At 42.3% G+C, this 15,717-nt stretch carries 21 protein-coding genes and 1 pseudogene; 5 read left to right on the top strand and 17 right to left on the bottom strand.

The genetic code is table 11. The annotated features are described in order from the left end of the window. Window positions 1-108: helix-turn-helix domain-containing protein (locus HX743_RS11790; RefSeq protein WP_178319009.1), on the bottom strand; the 108-nt coding region annotated here is incomplete at its 3' end. Window positions 109-389: 281 nt separating this feature from the next. Here HX743_RS11790 and HX743_RS11795 point away from each other — a divergent pair. From HX743_RS11795 to HX743_RS11805, 3 genes are all read left to right on the top strand, one after another. Further along, window positions 390-1,028 (top strand): recombinase family protein, encoded by a 639-nt coding sequence (locus HX743_RS11795; protein ID WP_250316235.1) that lies wholly within the window; start codon window positions 390-392, stop codon window positions 1,026-1,028. A 104-nt stretch (window positions 1,029-1,132) separates the two neighbouring features. Further along, the gene (locus tag HX743_RS11800) at window positions 1,133-1,450 is read left to right on the top strand and encodes a type II toxin-antitoxin system RelE/ParE family toxin (RefSeq protein WP_178319309.1); all 318 of its coding nucleotides are present in this window, start codon (window positions 1,133-1,135) and stop codon (window positions 1,448-1,450) included. Beyond that, window positions 1,441-1,770, top strand: a complete 330-nt coding sequence (locus tag HX743_RS11805; protein WP_065263946.1) for a DNA-binding transcriptional regulator — start codon at window positions 1,441-1,443, stop codon at window positions 1,768-1,770. Before HX743_RS11800 ends, HX743_RS11805 begins: the two co-directional genes overlap by 10 nt. A 205-nt stretch (window positions 1,771-1,975) precedes the next feature. Here HX743_RS11805 and can read toward each other — a convergent pair whose 3' ends face one another. The 14 genes and pseudogenes from can to moaA all read right to left on the bottom strand — a co-directional run bounded on the left by can (window position 1,976) and on the right by moaA (window position 11,730). Further along, the gene (can, locus tag HX743_RS11810) at window positions 1,976-2,617 is read right to left on the bottom strand and encodes a carbonate dehydratase (protein WP_178319310.1); all 642 of its coding nucleotides are present in this window, start codon (window positions 2,615-2,617) and stop codon (window positions 1,976-1,978) included. 116 nt (window positions 2,618-2,733) lie between these two features. Then, window positions 2,734-3,393 (bottom strand): two-component system response regulator NarL, encoded by a 660-nt coding sequence (gene narL / locus HX743_RS11815; protein ID WP_178319311.1) that lies wholly within the window; start codon window positions 3,391-3,393, stop codon window positions 2,734-2,736. 89 nt (window positions 3,394-3,482) lie between these two features. Next, a complete protein-coding gene (locus HX743_RS11820; protein WP_178319312.1) occupies window positions 3,483-3,776 on the bottom strand; it encodes a transposase in 294 nt (97 codons plus the stop codon). Window positions 3,777-3,850: 74 nt separating this feature from the next. Then, window positions 3,851-4,231, bottom strand: coding sequence for a helix-turn-helix domain-containing protein (locus HX743_RS11825; protein WP_178319313.1), 381 nt, complete (start codon window positions 4,229-4,231; stop codon window positions 3,851-3,853). 324 nt (window positions 4,232-4,555) lie between these two features. After that, on the bottom strand, window positions 4,556-4,801 hold the full coding sequence (locus HX743_RS11830; protein WP_050324814.1) for a hypothetical protein: 246 nt from the start codon (window positions 4,799-4,801) through the stop codon (window positions 4,556-4,558). Between the two features lie 50 nt (window positions 4,802-4,851). Beyond that, the gene (locus HX743_RS11835; protein WP_178319314.1) at window positions 4,852-5,733 is read right to left on the bottom strand and encodes an IS982-like element ISAba47 family transposase; all 882 of its coding nucleotides are present in this window, start codon (window positions 5,731-5,733) and stop codon (window positions 4,852-4,854) included. Between the two features lie 450 nt (window positions 5,734-6,183). Continuing rightward, a pseudogene (locus HX743_RS16415) lies at window positions 6,184-7,205 on the bottom strand (IS3 family transposase); the annotation flags it as partial. Window positions 7,206-7,361: 156 nt separating this feature from the next. Further along, a complete protein-coding gene (locus HX743_RS11850; RefSeq protein ID WP_178319317.1) occupies window positions 7,362-8,123 on the bottom strand; it encodes a sulfite exporter TauE/SafE family protein in 762 nt (253 codons plus the stop codon). Window positions 8,124-8,141: 18 nt separating this feature from the next. Continuing rightward, the gene (locus HX743_RS11855; RefSeq protein WP_178319318.1) at window positions 8,142-8,633 is read right to left on the bottom strand and encodes a molybdenum cofactor biosynthesis protein MoaE; all 492 of its coding nucleotides are present in this window, start codon (window positions 8,631-8,633) and stop codon (window positions 8,142-8,144) included. A gap of 1 nt (window position 8,634) precedes the next feature. After that, window positions 8,635-8,886, bottom strand: a complete 252-nt coding sequence (locus tag HX743_RS11860) for a MoaD/ThiS family protein (RefSeq protein WP_178319319.1) — start codon at window positions 8,884-8,886, stop codon at window positions 8,635-8,637. Continuing rightward, a complete protein-coding gene (gene moaC / locus HX743_RS11865) occupies window positions 8,873-9,355 on the bottom strand; it encodes a cyclic pyranopterin monophosphate synthase MoaC (protein ID WP_178319320.1) in 483 nt (160 codons plus the stop codon). Before moaC ends, HX743_RS11860 begins: the two co-directional genes overlap by 14 nt. Before the next feature lie 3 nt (window positions 9,356-9,358). Further along, complete coding sequence (locus HX743_RS11870; RefSeq protein ID WP_227522709.1) at window positions 9,359-10,024, bottom strand: molybdenum cofactor guanylyltransferase; 666 nt, start codon at window positions 10,022-10,024, stop codon at window positions 9,359-9,361. After that, window positions 10,002-10,532 carry a molybdenum cofactor biosynthesis protein B gene (gene moaB / locus HX743_RS11875; protein WP_178319321.1) on the bottom strand — a complete coding sequence of 177 codons (531 nt, stop codon included), beginning with the start codon at window positions 10,530-10,532 and terminating at the stop codon, window positions 10,002-10,004. Before moaB ends, HX743_RS11870 begins: the two co-directional genes overlap by 23 nt. Before the next feature lie 172 nt (window positions 10,533-10,704). After that, window positions 10,705-11,730 carry a GTP 3',8-cyclase MoaA gene (gene moaA / locus HX743_RS11880; protein ID WP_250316238.1) on the bottom strand — a complete coding sequence of 342 codons (1,026 nt, stop codon included), beginning with the start codon at window positions 11,728-11,730 and terminating at the stop codon, window positions 10,705-10,707. 240 nt (window positions 11,731-11,970) lie between these two features. Between moaA and HX743_RS11885 the strand changes: the two genes are divergently transcribed. Next, entirely contained in the window at window positions 11,971-12,405 is a 435-nt protein-coding gene (locus HX743_RS11885) for a hypothetical protein (RefSeq protein ID WP_214129017.1), read from the top strand. Between the two features lie 18 nt (window positions 12,406-12,423). Here the strand turns inward: HX743_RS11885 and glp are convergent, their stop codons facing one another. Both glp and HX743_RS11895 read right to left on the bottom strand, forming a co-directional pair. Further along, on the bottom strand, window positions 12,424-13,713 hold the full coding sequence (glp, locus tag HX743_RS11890; protein WP_178319324.1) for a gephyrin-like molybdotransferase Glp: 1,290 nt from the start codon (window positions 13,711-13,713) through the stop codon (window positions 12,424-12,426). A gap of 47 nt (window positions 13,714-13,760) precedes the next feature. Continuing rightward, window positions 13,761-14,735: a peptidylprolyl isomerase gene (locus HX743_RS11895; protein WP_178319325.1), complete on the bottom strand. Its 975-nt coding sequence runs from the start codon at window positions 14,733-14,735 to the stop codon at window positions 13,761-13,763. A 141-nt stretch (window positions 14,736-14,876) separates the two neighbouring features. On the opposite strand from HX743_RS11895, the gene HX743_RS11900 reads away from it, so the two are divergent. Beyond that, on the top strand, window positions 14,877-15,650 hold the full coding sequence (locus HX743_RS11900; protein WP_178319326.1) for a TIR domain-containing protein: 774 nt from the start codon (window positions 14,877-14,879) through the stop codon (window positions 15,648-15,650). Window positions 15,651-15,717 lie beyond the last annotated feature (67 nt).

The raw sequence follows: 15,717 nt of genomic DNA on the forward strand, positions 1-15,717 counted from the left end.
TCGTGAACGTCCTAACTCCCGAGCAAGGGTAGCGATTGAACTTTTACTTTTCAAAGTAGCATAAATTTCGTATCTTTCATCTTGAGAAAGTTGGGTGTATTTCTTCATTGTGTGCTTTCCAATTGCGGGTTGAAAAAGTCTAATGATTCTATGAATACACCTAACTTTTTCAACTAACTACAAATGTGTTGCACTTGAGATTTGAATCTGCGAATACTTAAATACTTATTGATTTTATGTTTATCTAACAAATGTTTGCTTAATAGACGAGTTTTACATAATACCGACAACCTATTGTTTTTCGTGAGTTCGTAAATCAGCGCTAATTCGGCACTTTTTTATTAAGTTTATTTCACGATAAAGCCAAATAAATCTAAAAATGATAAGATATGATAATTATCATTTATCGTGAGAAATTTATCATGAGTTTAATCGGTTATGCCCGAGTGTCAACTTCTGAAGGGAAACAATTATTGGATCGTCAAGTTGATGCGTTAACAGAAATCGGCTGTGAGCGGATTTTTGAAGACAAAGCATCGGGTAGTAATTCCCAACGTAAAGGCTTGGATGATTGTCTCAATTATTTGCGAAAAGGCGATGTGCTAGTTGTTTTGGATTTGGATAGGTTAGGGCGGTTAGCCAGTGATTTGATAAAGTTGATTGATGAACTGGCTGAAAAAGACATTGGCTTTAAAGCGATTAATTCACCGATGGATACCACCACACCCGCAGGTCGGGCGTTTTTACAGATTCAAGCGGCGTTTGCAGAGATGGAGCGCAATATTATTCGTCAACGGGTGAAAGAGGGGATTGCGGCTGCTAGGGCTCGGGGGCGTAAAGGCGGCAGACCTAGAATTATGACGGCTGAGAAACTTCGTTATGCCCAGCATTTAATGGCTGACCAAACCAAAAGTATTCCGGCGATTTGTAAAGAGCTGGGTGATATTCCGAGTAGTACCCTATATCATTATGTGACGGCGAAAGGGGAGCTTAAAAAGGCAGGGGTGGATTTGCTAAATTCTGAATAGCCTTTGCATTACCTGTTTTTTTAAGCCTATAGCATTTAAATTTTGAGGTTAATTTTAAATGCATAGTCTGTTATACTACTACAATGTAGTATGTAAGATTATTTATGTTTACCATTGTTGAAACGCCTTTGTATATAAAAATGGTTGATAGCCTATTAACTAAAGAAGAACAGGGCGAACTGCATACCATGATTAGCCAAAATCCTGATATTGGTGATGTCGTTTCGAAAAGTGGCGGTGTTCGTACAGTGCGTTTTGCTAGGCAAGGTGGTGGTAAAAGCGGTGGTGTTAGAGTGATTTATTATAATCGCTTAGAAAACGGTAAAATCTTTATGCTATTGGTTTATGCCAAGGCGAAAACCGAAAATATTCCTGCTCATATACTAAAAGACTTGGTAAAGGAGTTAGACACATGGCAATAAAAAGCATGAAAGACTTAGATACTATTAACTTGGCTAACCATGAGTTTACTGGGGATGAGCTCGGGGCATTATTGCTTGAAAGTGTCCGACAAGCTAAAGCCGGGCAAGGTGTAGTACGTGAGCAACCTATTGTTAACGAAGCCATTGAAGCCAGACAGAATGTGGGACTATCACAACGAGAATTTGCTGAAATTCTAGGTGTGTCAGTCCGAACCTTACAAGCTTGGGAGCAAGGGAAACGCTATCCATCAAAGGCGGCTAGCGTTCTGCTGAAAATTGCAAAAGTTGAACCCCAAGTGCTACTGCGCGTTGCTCATTAAAAACTTTTGCTGTTAAGAATAGTTAGCATTTGTTTGATTGACGACTTGCTATACAGGAATGGGGGCTAAAAGCCCTTATTGTTTACCTAAAATAAAATGTCTAAAAAATCACCGTTTTTTGGACACCTTAACCTTTATCATTTTTATAAATACTCGACAAAATTCCTTAGCGTACATTATGGTCCGAATTCTCAGATGACTCCAATTACAATGTATAAATAAAAGCGTCAATCAACTGATGATGCCCAGAGACACTGACGTTTAAGTCGTGAATACGCCCATCGGATAAGCCATATATCCAGCCATGCACTGATAGCTTTTCGCCCCGATGCCAAGCGTTCTGCACAATCGTGGTATGGCAAACGTTGGTCACTTGGCGTTTTACATTAATTTCACAGAGTAAATCCACCTCTTGCTCTAGGCTAAGGTGTTGAAAAGCATCGTCGTATTGGTACCGCATCCCTTTTAACGCACGAAGCCAATTGTCAATCAAGCCATATTCTTGATGACTTAATGCTGCCTTGACCCCACCACAGCCATAGTGCCCACAGACGATGATGTGCTCAACTTTGAGTACATCCACCGCATATTGCAAAACGGACAGCAAATTCATGTCCGTAGCCACCACCATGTTGGCGACATTGCGATGCACGAACAGCTCTCCAGGCATTAAGCCGACCACTTCATTGGCAGGGACACGGCTGTCCGAACAGCCTATCCACAGGTATTTGGGGTGCTGTTGGCGGGATAATCTTGGGAAATAATCTGGATCACGGGCGGATAGAGCCTGCGACCAAAATTGATTGTTGTCAATAAGATGTTGTAAGGGGTTGGCTTGGTCGGTCATGGGCTATAGCAAGGTGGTTGATTTAACATCACCTTATCAAATTATGCGGATTTAGCCCATGCCTATTTAGGTGGAATGGATTAGCTAAAAGTGGTAAATAGCTTGTTAATGACAGTTCACTTCTGATACTGCTGTACAGCCCAGACGGCGGCTTCGACACGGGTACGCAGTCCGACTTTGCCTAGGATATGCTTGACATGGACTTTGACCGTGGATTCAGCAATGCCAAGCTTATTGCCTATCATCTTGTTGCTTAAGCCCTCAGCTATCATCTGTAACACTTGCTGTTCACGTTCGGTCAAGTCAAAATTGTCTGCGGATTTGGCAGGTTTTCGCATGGCTTGTGCCAATATCGGGGCTAGACTTGGGCTGATGACCAGCTCATCCCGCAGGATTTTGTGGATATCTTTGATAATATCTTCAGGCTCCATGTCCTTGAGCAGATAGCCGTCCACGCCCAGTTGCAGAGCGTCTTGTACGTCTTTGCTGTTGTCGGATACGGTGAACAGTAGCACTTTGCCCTCTATCTCACGCTCACGGATTTTCTTTAGGGTCTCAAGTCCATTCATCACAGGCATATTGTTGTCTAATACAATCAAATCCACGCTGTGATTGGCAAGGTATGCCAGTGCCTCTTCACCATGATTGGCTTCGGCAACCACGCTGATATTATTCTCAAAGCCTAGCAAATCGGCAAGCCCACGCCGTATCATCGGGTGGTCATCAACCAATAAGAGTTTGGCAGGGCTGGTGGCGGTATAGACTTTGATTGACATTATGTTTCCTTATTTTTCGTTGAATCCGCCTAGTTATGAGGTGGGTTAAATTGAAATAAAAAACCGTTCGCCCTGAGCCTGTCGAAGGGTTAAGGTTTACGTTGATGGTTCGACAGGCTCATCACAAACGTAAACTGAACTATGCCATTATCATCTTTTGGCAAATCTCGTCCCAACGTGTGTAGCCAATTTTCAACCGTCACTCGTTTACAACCACCTTCAAAGGTCATAGGAGCGATGAGTTTAAAATCATTTAACCGCATCGCTCCGATTAAGTTTAAGCGTTTGCCTTTATTGGCATCAATTTTAGCATAACAGGGTTTGCCAATCGGTGACCAACTGCGGGTGTAATATTGCCTTTGACAAAAACCTGTTTCATCCATAAACAGTATGTTGCCAGCCGTGATACTTAAGGTTAAAAGCAGTAAACCTAGCCTCAGTTTAAACCCAATTTGCTTTATGGGGTCGGCTTGCTTAAACAGCGTGGTCTTTTTTTAAAGCTCCATTTGATTCGACGTAGTGTTTCCAAAAAGGCGTTATAGGAAATACTGACATCGGGATGGTCCTTTAAGTATTGTTCTCTAAGTTGTTTTGCGGTGTCAAATTCTTGTGATTTAACATAGTCCTCAAAGGCGACTAGGTCAGTGATAATATGTTTTACACCCACAGCGGCAAAGGGTTTTGGCTTGGTATGCCCTTGTGCTTGATAGAGTTTTATCCAGTCATCAAGGGTGTTGCGGTTGATTTCAAATAGCCTGGCTGTTTTGCTTTTGTTGCCTGCCTTTTGCCAGTGCTTGACGGCGCTGTCTCGTAAGTCTTGGTGGTATACTTTGGGCATAGTAGTGATCAAAAATGTTTATTATATTACAGTTTTAACTATAAGTTTGGGGTATTTACAGAAGTTGTGATTCAAATGGCGGTCTATGCCGGGGTACCTGCTTGTATGAATGGCTTAGCGGCCTCTAGAGAAGCTATGGCAGCCAATTTGATAGACCGTTGACAATCGCATGTTCGACGTAAAAGGCTTCGACGGCTTCTAATTCTTGTTGGATGGTAATACCTAGTTTATTAACAAGCGGGCTTCTACCAATTTCACCTTGAAAATAGGCTTGAGCCTTAATCGTATTAGAGTTTGATGAACTCATTCTGGATATTATTAAGCTTAGTGGCGTTTTGAGCGTAGGTGATTGAGTACAGCTTTGGTAAAGTCGGTTTTTGACATACCAACAGGAATGCTATCCATAAAGCGTCTGTCAGTCTCAGATAGTACCACACCTTCAATCGCATTATTCGCCCTAGCGTAGGCTCTACGATACTTAATGGCTTCAATAGTATTAGAAGAAAAACGGTCATTATTTAAATTATTATAATCTACTTCGATACCCGTAATATGGCTTAACTGTCCCATGGCTATGTCCTTCTATTTTATTATTCAATCTGATAATCATCACGCAAATCTCAACTTAAAATAAGATTTTCGAACTGAATTGGCGAATGACCTAGTTTTTTATTTAGCACAATACAAACCGTATGTGAAAGAATTTTACGCGTTATACGATGCGTTAAATGCCATAAGTTTTTTGCTCTTACCTTTTGGATGTGAAAGCGATCTGTTAATTGACCAATCACAGTCTCAATCTTTCTCCGAGCCTTCATCAGCGTTCGCATTGCATCTTTAGGTCTGGAATCTTTCATATTTTTTCTAAATGGTGTTTGTAAATCAATACCTTGAGATTCTAAATGCCTTGTCAACTCGGGTCTTAAATACCCCTTATCCGCTCCAAGTAAACCATAAATATTTTTTGTGATCTCAGGAGCAACATCTCGTTCATCACAATGAGCAGGGGCAAAGGTATAACCTGTAATCATTCCTGAAAGATTAATGACGATATGACCTTTAAACCCATAATATTTTTCTTGCTTTGCAGCACAATAACTAAAACTTGCATGTTCTTTAAAGTTTTTATGTCCTCTGGCTCTTGTGTAAGCACAGACAGGGATTGGGAAACCATCAATAAAGTGAATATTATCTGAACCATAACGATGATTGAGTTGAGACATAATTTTCTGATTGATATGCCACAAGTTTGCACAGTGCTTACAGAAATTGGGGTAAGACCCCAATTTTGGAAACCACTCTAACCAATTGTTTTTAAAATACATCCAAATGCTTTTGTCCGTGTCTAGACTAAGAAATTCCCCCACAATTTGCATAGTGATGATTTCCACATCAGTCACAGCAGGTGGAAAGCCACGAGTTCTAAGCGGTCGATCAACAACAATGAGGTAAAGTTCTTCTATGATTAAATAGACAAAAATGATAAATTCTTCAATGGACATAACTTTGCTTTGATTTCTTGGTCGAAACTAAAATTGGGTTATGTCCTTTTTATTTCAAGCACTTAAAAGTTGAGATTGGCGTAATCATCTTATCATAGAACGGAGTGAGTTTTTAAGGGTTTGTGGTCAATACTGTAATTGATAATTTTAAATTTATCCAATCAAGCAGGGCTTTGGGATGAAATACTACAAGCCTTGGTTAAAAAAACGATTGAGCGTTGGCAAAACAGCAACACCAACCTACGCCATTATTGACTCTCAAAGCGTTAAAACTACCAGTAAATCAGAGCAAAAGGGCTTTGAACCGTCCTGGTTTTATCGGAGACAAGTTTACTTGAGTCAGGCAGCATAGCCTGACGGAATTAATGAACAACAGTAGATATTTTCCGCATCCACTACGAGCATAGCTCTCCGTCTTGCACTCGGGCAAAGCAGGGCTATGCCTGAAGTGGAATCGCCTGTCGTGCCGACTGAGGCAGCAAGTCCAGACTGTTTAAGCCGTTCACCGTATTTAATCGATAGGTACTGACTACCTTTATCAGAATGATGAATTACCCCGCTTGGTCTACCTCTAGCGTCTAAGGCTTGATTTAACGCATCAAGCACCAGTTGGGTATCCATGCGATTGGATACTTTCCAACCCACGATAACTCGCTTGAACACGTCGATGACAAAGGCGGTATAGACCCAGCCTGATTTAGTTTTGATGTAGGTAAAATCTGCGACCTGAGGAGCACTGCTCCGCAATCGTCTTTTCTTGTTTGGAGCGTCTGCGGTAAAGTTACGTTTTACAAGGTCATTTGGCTTATGTTGATCATCACGTTGTTTGGTGGTGATTTTGCCTTTACCACGCCATACGCCTTGGATGCCTGCTTGTTTCATGAGCCGTTCAACGCTACAGCGAGCCAGTTTGGGTAAGTCATTCTGTTTGAGTTTGTGCCAAACTTTACGAATGCCATATCGACAGCCACTGGCTTGCCAAATCTGTTTGATTTGTGCCATGAGGTGCTTGTCGCTTTGCCTGCGTCGGCTTTGCTTCTCTGGGTTTTCCTGTTCATCTTTGATGCGATAGTAGGTGGATGGTGCGATTGGCAGGATTCTGCAAATCGAAAGGGCCCCATGGTTGTGTTTTTCGTCATCAATGAATTTGACCATTACTTCGGTTTGCGGTCGAGCTTTGCCTGGGCTTCAATACCGGCCGCCTTTCGAATGATTTCGTTGGCTTGTTTAAGCTCCTTAATCTCTCTTTCAAGCTCTGCAATGCGAGTGGCTTGGCTTTGAGTAGTGACGATAACAGGATTTTGCTTAGCTAGGTGCTTTTGATGCCATGAGCGTAGGGTTTCAGGGGTACACCCTAATTTGGGGGCGATGGCTTGGATGGGCGCCCACAGTGAGGGATAATCTTTTTGTGATTCAATCAGTAATTCGATGGCTCGTGTCTTAACTTCTGCCCTGTATTGTTTGCTTTTCATAAGGGTATTGTCTCAGAGTTTTAGGTCTCCGACACTCCAAGTACAGTTCAGTCTTTAAGTGACATATGTATCCTCGCTAAAGAGCGAACCGAATCGTCTTGTCATAAGACATATAAACCAAATACGTGAGTGATAAGGTGTGTTAATTTGTGCTTTTTACCAAAAGTAATTTGCCATGTATTCAAAAATACCAAACATCTTTACTCCTGCAATGAGCAACACCACCGCCAGTAATTTATTGAGCATTGGGTCGGCAAGGCGTTTACTGCCATAAGTCGCTCCGACAAAGCCACCCACCAATGCCACCACCAACCAAATCGGTAATTCGTATGGGAGCTTACCGCCTGTCATCAGCAATCCCAACAGCCCAGACATCGAATTAACCAAAATAAATGCCGAGGCAATTCCTGCCACTACTTTTGGGCTTGCCCAGTTGCTAAACAACAAAATCGGACTCAAAAACACGCCACCGCCGACGCCTGTCAAACCTGACAACAAACCGAGTATCGAACCGACCACAGCCAACAGCCACTTTGATACAGGTTTTAGCGAATGGTCAGCGGTTAAAACTTTGGCAGATTTGAACGAATAAAGGGCAGAAAATACCAATACTGCCCCCACAATCGGCTTGTAAAAGTAGCTTGGCAAATGGGTCATACCGCCAATAAATGCCATTGGTACAGCAGTCACCGCTAGTGGTAAAAAAATCTGCCACGAAAAATTTTTGCCACTATAAAACCGCCAAAACGCAATTGCAGACACGAGGATATTTAAGCACAATGCCGTGGGTTTCATCATCGCAGGCTCGACGCCGACAATTCCCATGACCGCCAAATAGCCAGATGCACCGCCATGCCCAACGGATGAATATAACAAAGCGGATAAAAAGAATAAAACACTTAAAATAGCGGTGGGCATCGTTTTTATTTATCCTTTCTAACCATTATTACTCAACCACAAACTTTCTTCACTGTCGGCATAAAATTCCTGTTTCCACACAGGGATATCTGCTTTGATGGCATCGAGTAACCAACGGCACGCATCAAACGCAGGGTAGCGGTGGTGAGCCGTAACGCCAATCCATACCGCCATGTCACCGATTGCCAAGTCACCAATCCGATGAATCGCCACCGCATTGATGATGTCAAACTGCTGTTTGGCTTGTGTGATAAGTTTTTCACCTTGGTTAATTGCCAGTTTTTCGTAGCCGTAATAGGTCAGCTTGGTGACTGGGCGAGCGTTATTATGGTTGCGTACCCAACCTTCGAAAGTTGCTAATGCCCCACAATTGCCATTAAGCAAAGCTTGTTTCAGCCGTCTGTCATCAATTGGCTTATCAAGTAACGCAAAGCCTTGATTAATAGCAGTTTGGTAGGCTTCGTCTTCGTTTAGAAGAATTTTGGATGAGGTTTGATGTAAGGAAGTCATGCTAACCCCCAGCCACAGGCGGAATAAAGGCGACCACATCACCGTCTTGAAGGGGTGCGTTCCAATTGGTAATTTTGTGGTTGATTGCAACCGCAATCTTTTGTTGGGGTAATTTAAACTGATATTTGTCGGTCAAAAATTGGTACAACTCGGTCAAGCTGTGACCGTCAAAGGTCATGCGATCTTCGTCTTTGCCTGCACTTTTGGCAAGACTAGCAAAGTATAAAATCTCTAAATGTTTAATTGTTGACATAATCAGACTTGCCCCCTGTTTTGTTTAGCAATTTGATATCACTGATAATAATGTCGTGCGATAAGGCTTTGGTCATGTCATAGATGGTTAAGCAAGCGACTGACACGGCGGTCAAGGCTTCCATTTCGACCCCTGTTTTGTGGGTGACTTTGGCAGTGGCGGTCACGGTGATGGCGTGCTGGCTGTCGCCATAGTCAAAGCTCATTTTCACGCTATCAAGTGGCAGTGGGTGGCATAAGGGAATCAGGTCTGAGGTGCTTTTTGCTCCCATGACACCTGCGATGTAGGCGGTTTGGGTGATTGAGCCTTTTTTTGTCATGCCGTCTGCGTTTTTGATGGCGGTGTAGATATCGGCAGGGAATATGACTTGCCCTGTGGCGGTGGCGGTGCGTGTGGTGGCGGTTTTGGTGGATACATCGACCATTGCGATATCGCCGTTTGCATCTAAATGGGTTAAATGATTTGTCATTTTTTAATTCTCTAATTTTTGTAAAGCCAATTCAAACTTATCTTTCGTGTTAAAATTCGCCAAGTTTACCCAAGGATCTGGCAACTCAACCATTTTAACCGTTTTATCCACCAAAAACTTCATCACCGACCGATTGCCCTTATCTAAATAGTCATAAAGCTCAAGCAATAAATCAGTGCGATATAGCCCTAATAGTGGGTAATCTTTTTCACCCTTTAGATAAATAACATCTTCATGTTTATTAGTTGCTCTATCAAACAACTGATGATAAAGCTGATTTGCACCAATCAAACAATCACAGCTAATCACCATTAAATAATCTTCAGGATAAACCACTTGCAACATTGCATTGGCAATCGCAGATAATGCCCCTGCTCCTTTACCGTTGTCATCGCTTGGCAATTCGTCAGCAATCACAATTACTTTGCCTTTTTCCAAATAGCTTGGGTGATAAAAATTTTTGCCATTATCCGCTATCATCACTGGCACTTTTAAATTTGTTTCATGCCTTAATTGCGTACTTAAAGATTTAGCATGATCGATATGCCATTCTAGCAAGGTTTCACCGTTTGGCAATGTTAACAGGGCTTTTGGCGAACCCATTCGAGTAGATTCGCCCCCTGCCAAAATCACAATTCCTGCCAAATCAATCATGTGTTGGGTTGACACGCATTAGATGCGGTACAAAGTTACACGGACGAGTGCGGTTGTCGAGTTGCTCTTTTAAAATCCCTTCCCAACCAGTGCGACACGCACCAGTTGACCCTGGTAAGCAGAAAATCGCTGTATTATTCGCCATACCTGCCACCGCACGAGATTGGAGCGTGGACATACCGATTTCGTCTTTTGACAAGGCACGGAACATTTCGCCAAAGCCCTGCACTTCTTTATCAAACAAAGGCGACACCGCCTCTGGCATGCTGTCACGGATATAAAACCCTGTACCGCCTGTGGTGATGACTGCATGGACATTGGGGTCGGCTATCCATTTGCTGACCATGGCACGGATTTGGTAAATACAGTCTGTCGTTAAGGCACGTTCGGCAAGGGTGTGACCTGCCTCGACTAGGCTATCGACTAGGTATTTACCAGAGGTATCTTCGTCTAGCGTGCGTGTGTCGGATACGGTGAGTACAGCGATATTTAGCGGGATAAAGGGTTTGGCAGGTTTCGTCATTTTGAGTTCCTTATTGTTAGCTGGAGGGGCGTAAGGCTTACGCCCTGTCTTCTTTTTGGATTTGGTGTTAGTCGCTCGACAAGTGTTTTTTGGCAAGCACTTTTTTCCAACTATCTTCTAAACAATCAATCGCAAGCCATTTATCGACTGTTTCGCTATCAAGATTGCCTTTTTAACCACCAATCATAGAAAGATTATTCATCAACCCACTATTTTGTTCATGTAAATGGTGATGTTCTGGCTTAATCGGCATTAGATTTTGCACCGCTCTTTTTAGCCCAGTCACATCGCCACTCGCCAAAAACTCACGCACATCATAGCTTGCCTTATCAAACAAACACAAATGCACCTTGCCTTGACTGCTCACTCGCAAGCGATTGCACGAATCACAAAAATGCGTGGCATACGGCTCGATAATGCCGATTTTGCCGACATAATCGTCATGGCAATACTCGGTCGCAGGTCCTGCATCACTGGCTCGCACCTGTGCCACCCAGCCACGCTCCAGTAGATAATCACGGATTCGGCTGACATTGGTATGCTCGGCAAAAAACAGCTTGCCATTGTCCGAAGTCTGCATAAACTCAATAAAGCGGTAGGTCACAGGGCGAGTTTTGGCATAGTCTAGGGCGGATAATAAATTGTCAAAAGCGGTATCGGCTTTGAGTATGCCATTAATTTTTAGGCGAATATCGGTGCTGTCGAGTAGCGTATCAATATCACCTAATAAAGTCGGCAACATATCAAAGCCTGTGATTTGTTTAAACAGCATGGGGTCAAAGCTATCAATGCTAAGATTAAGCTGATTTAGCCCTGCGGTGTGCCAAGCGGATAGGTGTTTGCCGAGTTTATAGCCGTTAGAACTCACCGCTACCGTGGCAATGCCGTGGCTTTTGGTCAAAGCGATGATATCGGTAAGGTCAGAGCGAATGGACGGCTCACCGCCTGTTAAGCGGATTTTGCTTGTACCCAATTCGGCAAAGCCTTGTACTAAGATATTGATTTCATTCAGGGAAAGTTCATTATCGGGGCGTTTGCCACCGTTGGCGGTATAGCCGTTTGGCAAACAATAGTCACAGCGGAAGTTACAAAAATCGGTGACTGACAGGCGCAAGTAATTGAGTTGTCTATGAAAACCGTCCACCAGCGTTGATTTGGGGGCATAACGATGAGCGGTAGGGCTTGAGCCTACAGGCATTGGGTGGGTGGTGATGGTTTTCATGGTGAGCTTTAGGCGTTGCCTCGGTAATGGGTGAAATTTTACTGTAACAAGTTTTTAGTAAGAATACCATTCACCATTAGCAAGGCAAACTACTACTTTAGCGGTACAGATAAAGACGGTATTAAGATTTAAAGGAATTTTGTATAATCTAATCATTAATTATCAAGCCAAAAACCAACAACTAGGAAAAAATTACATCCTTTGATTAAGTCAGAAATGCTTAATACTTTTCAATCAGTAAAAGAGCTTATGCTTGGTAAAAATTACGACAATATATTACAACAGAGTTCACAAGGTTTTTTATTTACCTATGATGACTGGAGTGATGTAGTCAGAATGGAAAAACTCCAATATATTGATAATGCACAATATGCCATTATAGAAACTTTGTTTTCGGATTTTGTAAATTATTTAGAAAACTCTGATGACTTTGACCAAAAAGAAATTAATAAATTTAAATTCGTTGATGAGATATTTCATGAGCATTTAAGAGAGTTAAGTTTTTTCAAATTTAGAAATCCTGAAATTATCTCTATAGATGAAGCTATTAATGAATTTAAAGATACCAATTTTTTCCCACCTACTATTGTTTTGAAAGATGGAAAATTTATTGATATCCAAAATCATTTCACCAATGTAGTGTATTTTTAACAATTTTAAAAATTAAAATTATTGAAAGTTCCAACTAAAAGGCTCAATCGTCACCCATTCACCTGCCATCACCCCTGCATTGTCTTGCGGTAATACCAACAAACAATTCGCTTGGCTTAACTGCTTGATACGGTGCGAATCTTGAGCGGATAAGGGCGTGACGCTTAAATTCCCCTCATCGTCTTGGGCAACAATCGCTCGTTGATAATCCTGTCTGCCAACCGCTTTTTTGATGTTATGGGTGGTTTTGGCTTGTAACCTTAATGGCTTTGGCAGATCCATTTCATTGACCCCTGACAGTCGCCATAACGCAGGTTTGACAAACTGCAAACAACCGACCACCGTCGATAACGGATTTCCGGGTAAACCAAAATACAAAACGGTTTTTTCGGCTTTTTTAAACTCTCCAAACACAAACGGCTTTCCGGGTTTCATCGCCACTTTATAATGGTTAATTTGCCCCAAATCATCAATCACCGTGGTTAAAAAGTCATAATCGCCCACCGATACCCCTGCAGTTGAGATAATCAAATCACATTCGCTAATTGCTTGCTGTACCGTGTTTCGAGTCGCCTCAAGCGTGTCGGCAACAATGCCATAATCTTTGATAATAATGGGCAATTCATGGAGCAAGGATTTCAGCGTTGGGGTATTGGAATTATAAATCTTTGCCAAATCGGTGAGTGGCTCACCAATTTGTACCAACTCATCCCCCGTGGCGATGATACCCACGGTCAAAGGGGCAAATACCGACACTTGAGCCACGCCTAGATTTGCCAATAGGCTGATATCAGTGGGATTCAGGCGTTTGCCAATGGTTAGGACGGTTTCGCCTGTTTGCACTTCTTCGCCTTGATAGCGGATATTTGAGCTGACTGTGGCGGTTTTAGTTAGCGTAATGGCATAGCGCTGGGTTTTATCAATGCTATCTTTAATATCGTTAAAATTGGTATTTTCCTGCATCACCACGGTGTCGCAATCGCTCGGCACGATAGCCCCTGTAAAAATCCGCACGCCTTGCCCTGCTTGTAATGTGCCGTCAAATGCCTTGCCTGCGACCGATTCACCCACGATAGTCAGAGCGGTGTGTTCGGCAAGCTCGCTACCCTTGGCAAAGGCATAACCGTCCATTGCGGATAGGTTTTGGCGTGGAATGTCAAAACTGGCGGTGATGTCTTGTGCCAAAATATGATTTTTGGCTTGCAATAGTGGTAGCGTTTGGGTCGCTCGCTGATTGAGCGGATGTTCGGCTAAATATTGTTGGCAACGTTCGGTAATGGCGGATTTTAAATCTTGGACGGATATCATACTTCATCTCTAATACATTCAAATAAGTAGGGCGGGTTAGCAAAGCGTTACCCACGATACACATTTTCTTCATTCATTTGCAAATTCATGCCTTGAATATCAGCATTATGGCTAAGTTTGAACAAAAAGTCCGTCAAACCATGATGAAACGATTGTTGGATCAATTCATTGGCAATCATCGGCATGGCTTGCTCAAAACTCAAGGCTTGACCGTCTTCACGGCTTAACACCTCAACAATATGCACGCCATAGCGAGTTTCGATGGGATTGACCGACACGCCGACAGGCAAACCAAACACCGCTTGCTCGAACTCTGGTACGGTTTCACCTTTGACGATTTCGCCCAAATCACCGCCGTTGTCTTTTGAGGGACACAATGAGTATTGTTGGGCGAATTGGATAAAGTCAGCGTCCCGATTTTGGCTGTTTTGCAGGGTTTCAATTAGGTTTGTCGCCTGTTTTTTTAGCTCGATACGTTCTTCCCCTGCATCGGGTGGCGAAGCCAATAAAATATGGCGTACCGTCAACAGCGGTGGAGTGACGTAGCGTTGTGGGTTGCTATCGAATAACTGGCGACAGCTATCTTCATTAGGTATGGTGGGTTGGACGTTTTTATCAATCAAGTCGCTGATGGCGGTTTCTTCATCGGCTTGCCAAGCGGATTCGCCCAATGTGGGGTCGGCATACACGGCTTGCTTGAGCAGTTCTCGGATGACCAGGGCTTGGGCGGATAAAAATAACGCCTCGTCTTGGCTATTGGCTGGGTGATATTGCACTTCTTGGGCGATAGCGGCGGGGTCGATGACCACGCCATTGACGCTGATATTGGGGATTTGTTGGCGACTACTGGCGATTAGATTATCGGGGCGTTTCGCCTCAGCTAGTGCCTCTTCGATGAGTTCTTTTTCGCTGTGGGGGCGTTTGAGGTCATCTGAGGTTGGCATGATACGAATATTATCGTCTTGTTCAGAGTTGGCTTGGTTGATTTGGTTGTTTTTTGGGTCGAAAGTTGAAACGCTCATAAGCTACCCTTAAATCATATAGGTTAAAATTTTTTATTATTATTGATGGTATTGTCGTTTTTTACTATACCGCTTTAGCATTACAAGTTAGAATTTCAATCTATATTTAAGAAACTTTAGTGCATTGTCTTAAGGAAAAATATGAAGATATTAGACAAGGTCGAAGAGCTAATTGAAGAGGCTGATATTCACAGTTTTGAAAAAAATAACTATCGAACAAATCATGGTGTTTATTCACGTCCAACTCCTCAGATGCTTGCATGGATTGCCGAATGCGAGGATGTTATTTTAACTAATTTTGGTAGAGACAGTTCACCTTGGAGAGCGTTTGAACAATTAGATAAAGTTCAATTAGATGGTAATTATGAAGATACTTTAGAAAAACAAAAGAGCTTTATTCTAGGTGCTTTGATGACTTGTCGAAGAATTCAACCTCTTGAAACTCCTATTAAGAAATTAAACCAACCAAGCCCAAAAAATAATAAAGTTTTTATTGTACATGGTCATGATGATGCGTTAAAAAATGAAGTTGCTCGTTTTATAGAAAGATTGAAACTTGAACCTATCATTTTACATGAACAACCAAATTCTGGAGATACTATCATTGAAAAAATTGATAGAAATACAGATGTTGGCTTTGGAGTAGTTTTATATACACCTTGTGATGTTGGAAACGATATAAAGCATAAGGATAATCTTCAACCAAGAGCAAGGCAAAACGTAGTTTTTGAACATGGATATTTAATTGCCAAAATTGGTAGAAAGAACGTTGCTGCCTTAGTTAAAGGCAATGTTGAAAAACCGAATGATATTTCAGGAGTAGTTTATATTCCCACAACAGGCGATTGGAAATTGAATTTAGCAAAAGAATTGAAATATAGTGGCTATAATGTTGATATGAATTTGGTCATTTAATGTCATTAAAGACGAAAAAAAACCACGAATAGACGGCTGGAGTGTTCTATCCGTGGGAACTGGGAAA

Source organism: Acinetobacter sp. Swhac1 (assembly GCF_013390985.1).
GTDB classification, from domain to species: domain Bacteria; phylum Pseudomonadota; class Gammaproteobacteria; order Pseudomonadales; family Moraxellaceae; genus Acinetobacter; species Acinetobacter towneri.

Bases quoted from the DNA above. Each gene is read 5' to 3' on its own strand.
- HX743_RS11795 (WP_250316235.1), top strand. From the start codon at position 390: ATGATAATTATCATTTATCGTGAGAAATTTATCATGAGTTTAATCGGT.
- HX743_RS11820 (WP_178319312.1), bottom strand. From the start codon at position 3,776: ATGGATGAAACAGGTTTTTGTCAAAGGCAATATTACACCCGCAGTTGG.
- moaC (WP_178319320.1), bottom strand. From the start codon at position 9,355: ATGACAAATCATTTAACCCATTTAGATGCAAACGGCGATATCGCAATG.
- HX743_RS11825 (WP_178319313.1), bottom strand. From the start codon at position 4,231: ATGCCCAAAGTATACCACCAAGACTTACGAGACAGCGCCGTCAAGCAC.
- can (WP_178319310.1), bottom strand. From the start codon at position 2,617: ATGACCGACCAAGCCAACCCCTTACAACATCTTATTGACAACAATCAA.
- HX743_RS11835 (WP_178319314.1), bottom strand. From the start codon at position 5,733: ATGTCCATTGAAGAATTTATCATTTTTGTCTATTTAATCATAGAAGAA.
- glp (WP_178319324.1), bottom strand. From the start codon at position 13,713: ATGATATCCGTCCAAGATTTAAAATCCGCCATTACCGAACGTTGCCAA.
- moaA (WP_250316238.1), bottom strand. From the start codon at position 11,730: ATGCCTGTAGGCTCAAGCCCTACCGCTCATCGTTATGCCCCCAAATCA.
- HX743_RS11855 (WP_178319318.1), bottom strand. From the start codon at position 8,633: ATGACTTCCTTACATCAAACCTCATCCAAAATTCTTCTAAACGAAGAC.
- HX743_RS11805 (WP_065263946.1), top strand. From the start codon at position 1,441: ATGGCAATAAAAAGCATGAAAGACTTAGATACTATTAACTTGGCTAAC.
- HX743_RS11800 (WP_178319309.1), top strand. From the start codon at position 1,133: ATGTTTACCATTGTTGAAACGCCTTTGTATATAAAAATGGTTGATAGC.
- moaB (WP_178319321.1), bottom strand. From the start codon at position 10,532: ATGACGAAACCTGCCAAACCCTTTATCCCGCTAAATATCGCTGTACTC.
- HX743_RS11885 (WP_214129017.1), top strand. From the start codon at position 11,971: ATGCTTAATACTTTTCAATCAGTAAAAGAGCTTATGCTTGGTAAAAAT.
- HX743_RS11850 (WP_178319317.1), bottom strand. From the start codon at position 8,123: ATGCCCACCGCTATTTTAAGTGTTTTATTCTTTTTATCCGCTTTGTTA.
- narL (WP_178319311.1), bottom strand. From the start codon at position 3,393: ATGTCAATCAAAGTCTATACCGCCACCAGCCCTGCCAAACTCTTATTG.
- HX743_RS11860 (WP_178319319.1), bottom strand. From the start codon at position 8,886: ATGTCAACAATTAAACATTTAGAGATTTTATACTTTGCTAGTCTTGCC.
- HX743_RS11830 (WP_050324814.1), bottom strand. From the start codon at position 4,801: ATGGGACAGTTAAGCCATATTACGGGTATCGAAGTAGATTATAATAAT.
- HX743_RS11900 (WP_178319326.1), top strand. From the start codon at position 14,877: ATGAAGATATTAGACAAGGTCGAAGAGCTAATTGAAGAGGCTGATATT.
- HX743_RS11895 (WP_178319325.1), bottom strand. From the start codon at position 14,735: ATGAGCGTTTCAACTTTCGACCCAAAAAACAACCAAATCAACCAAGCC.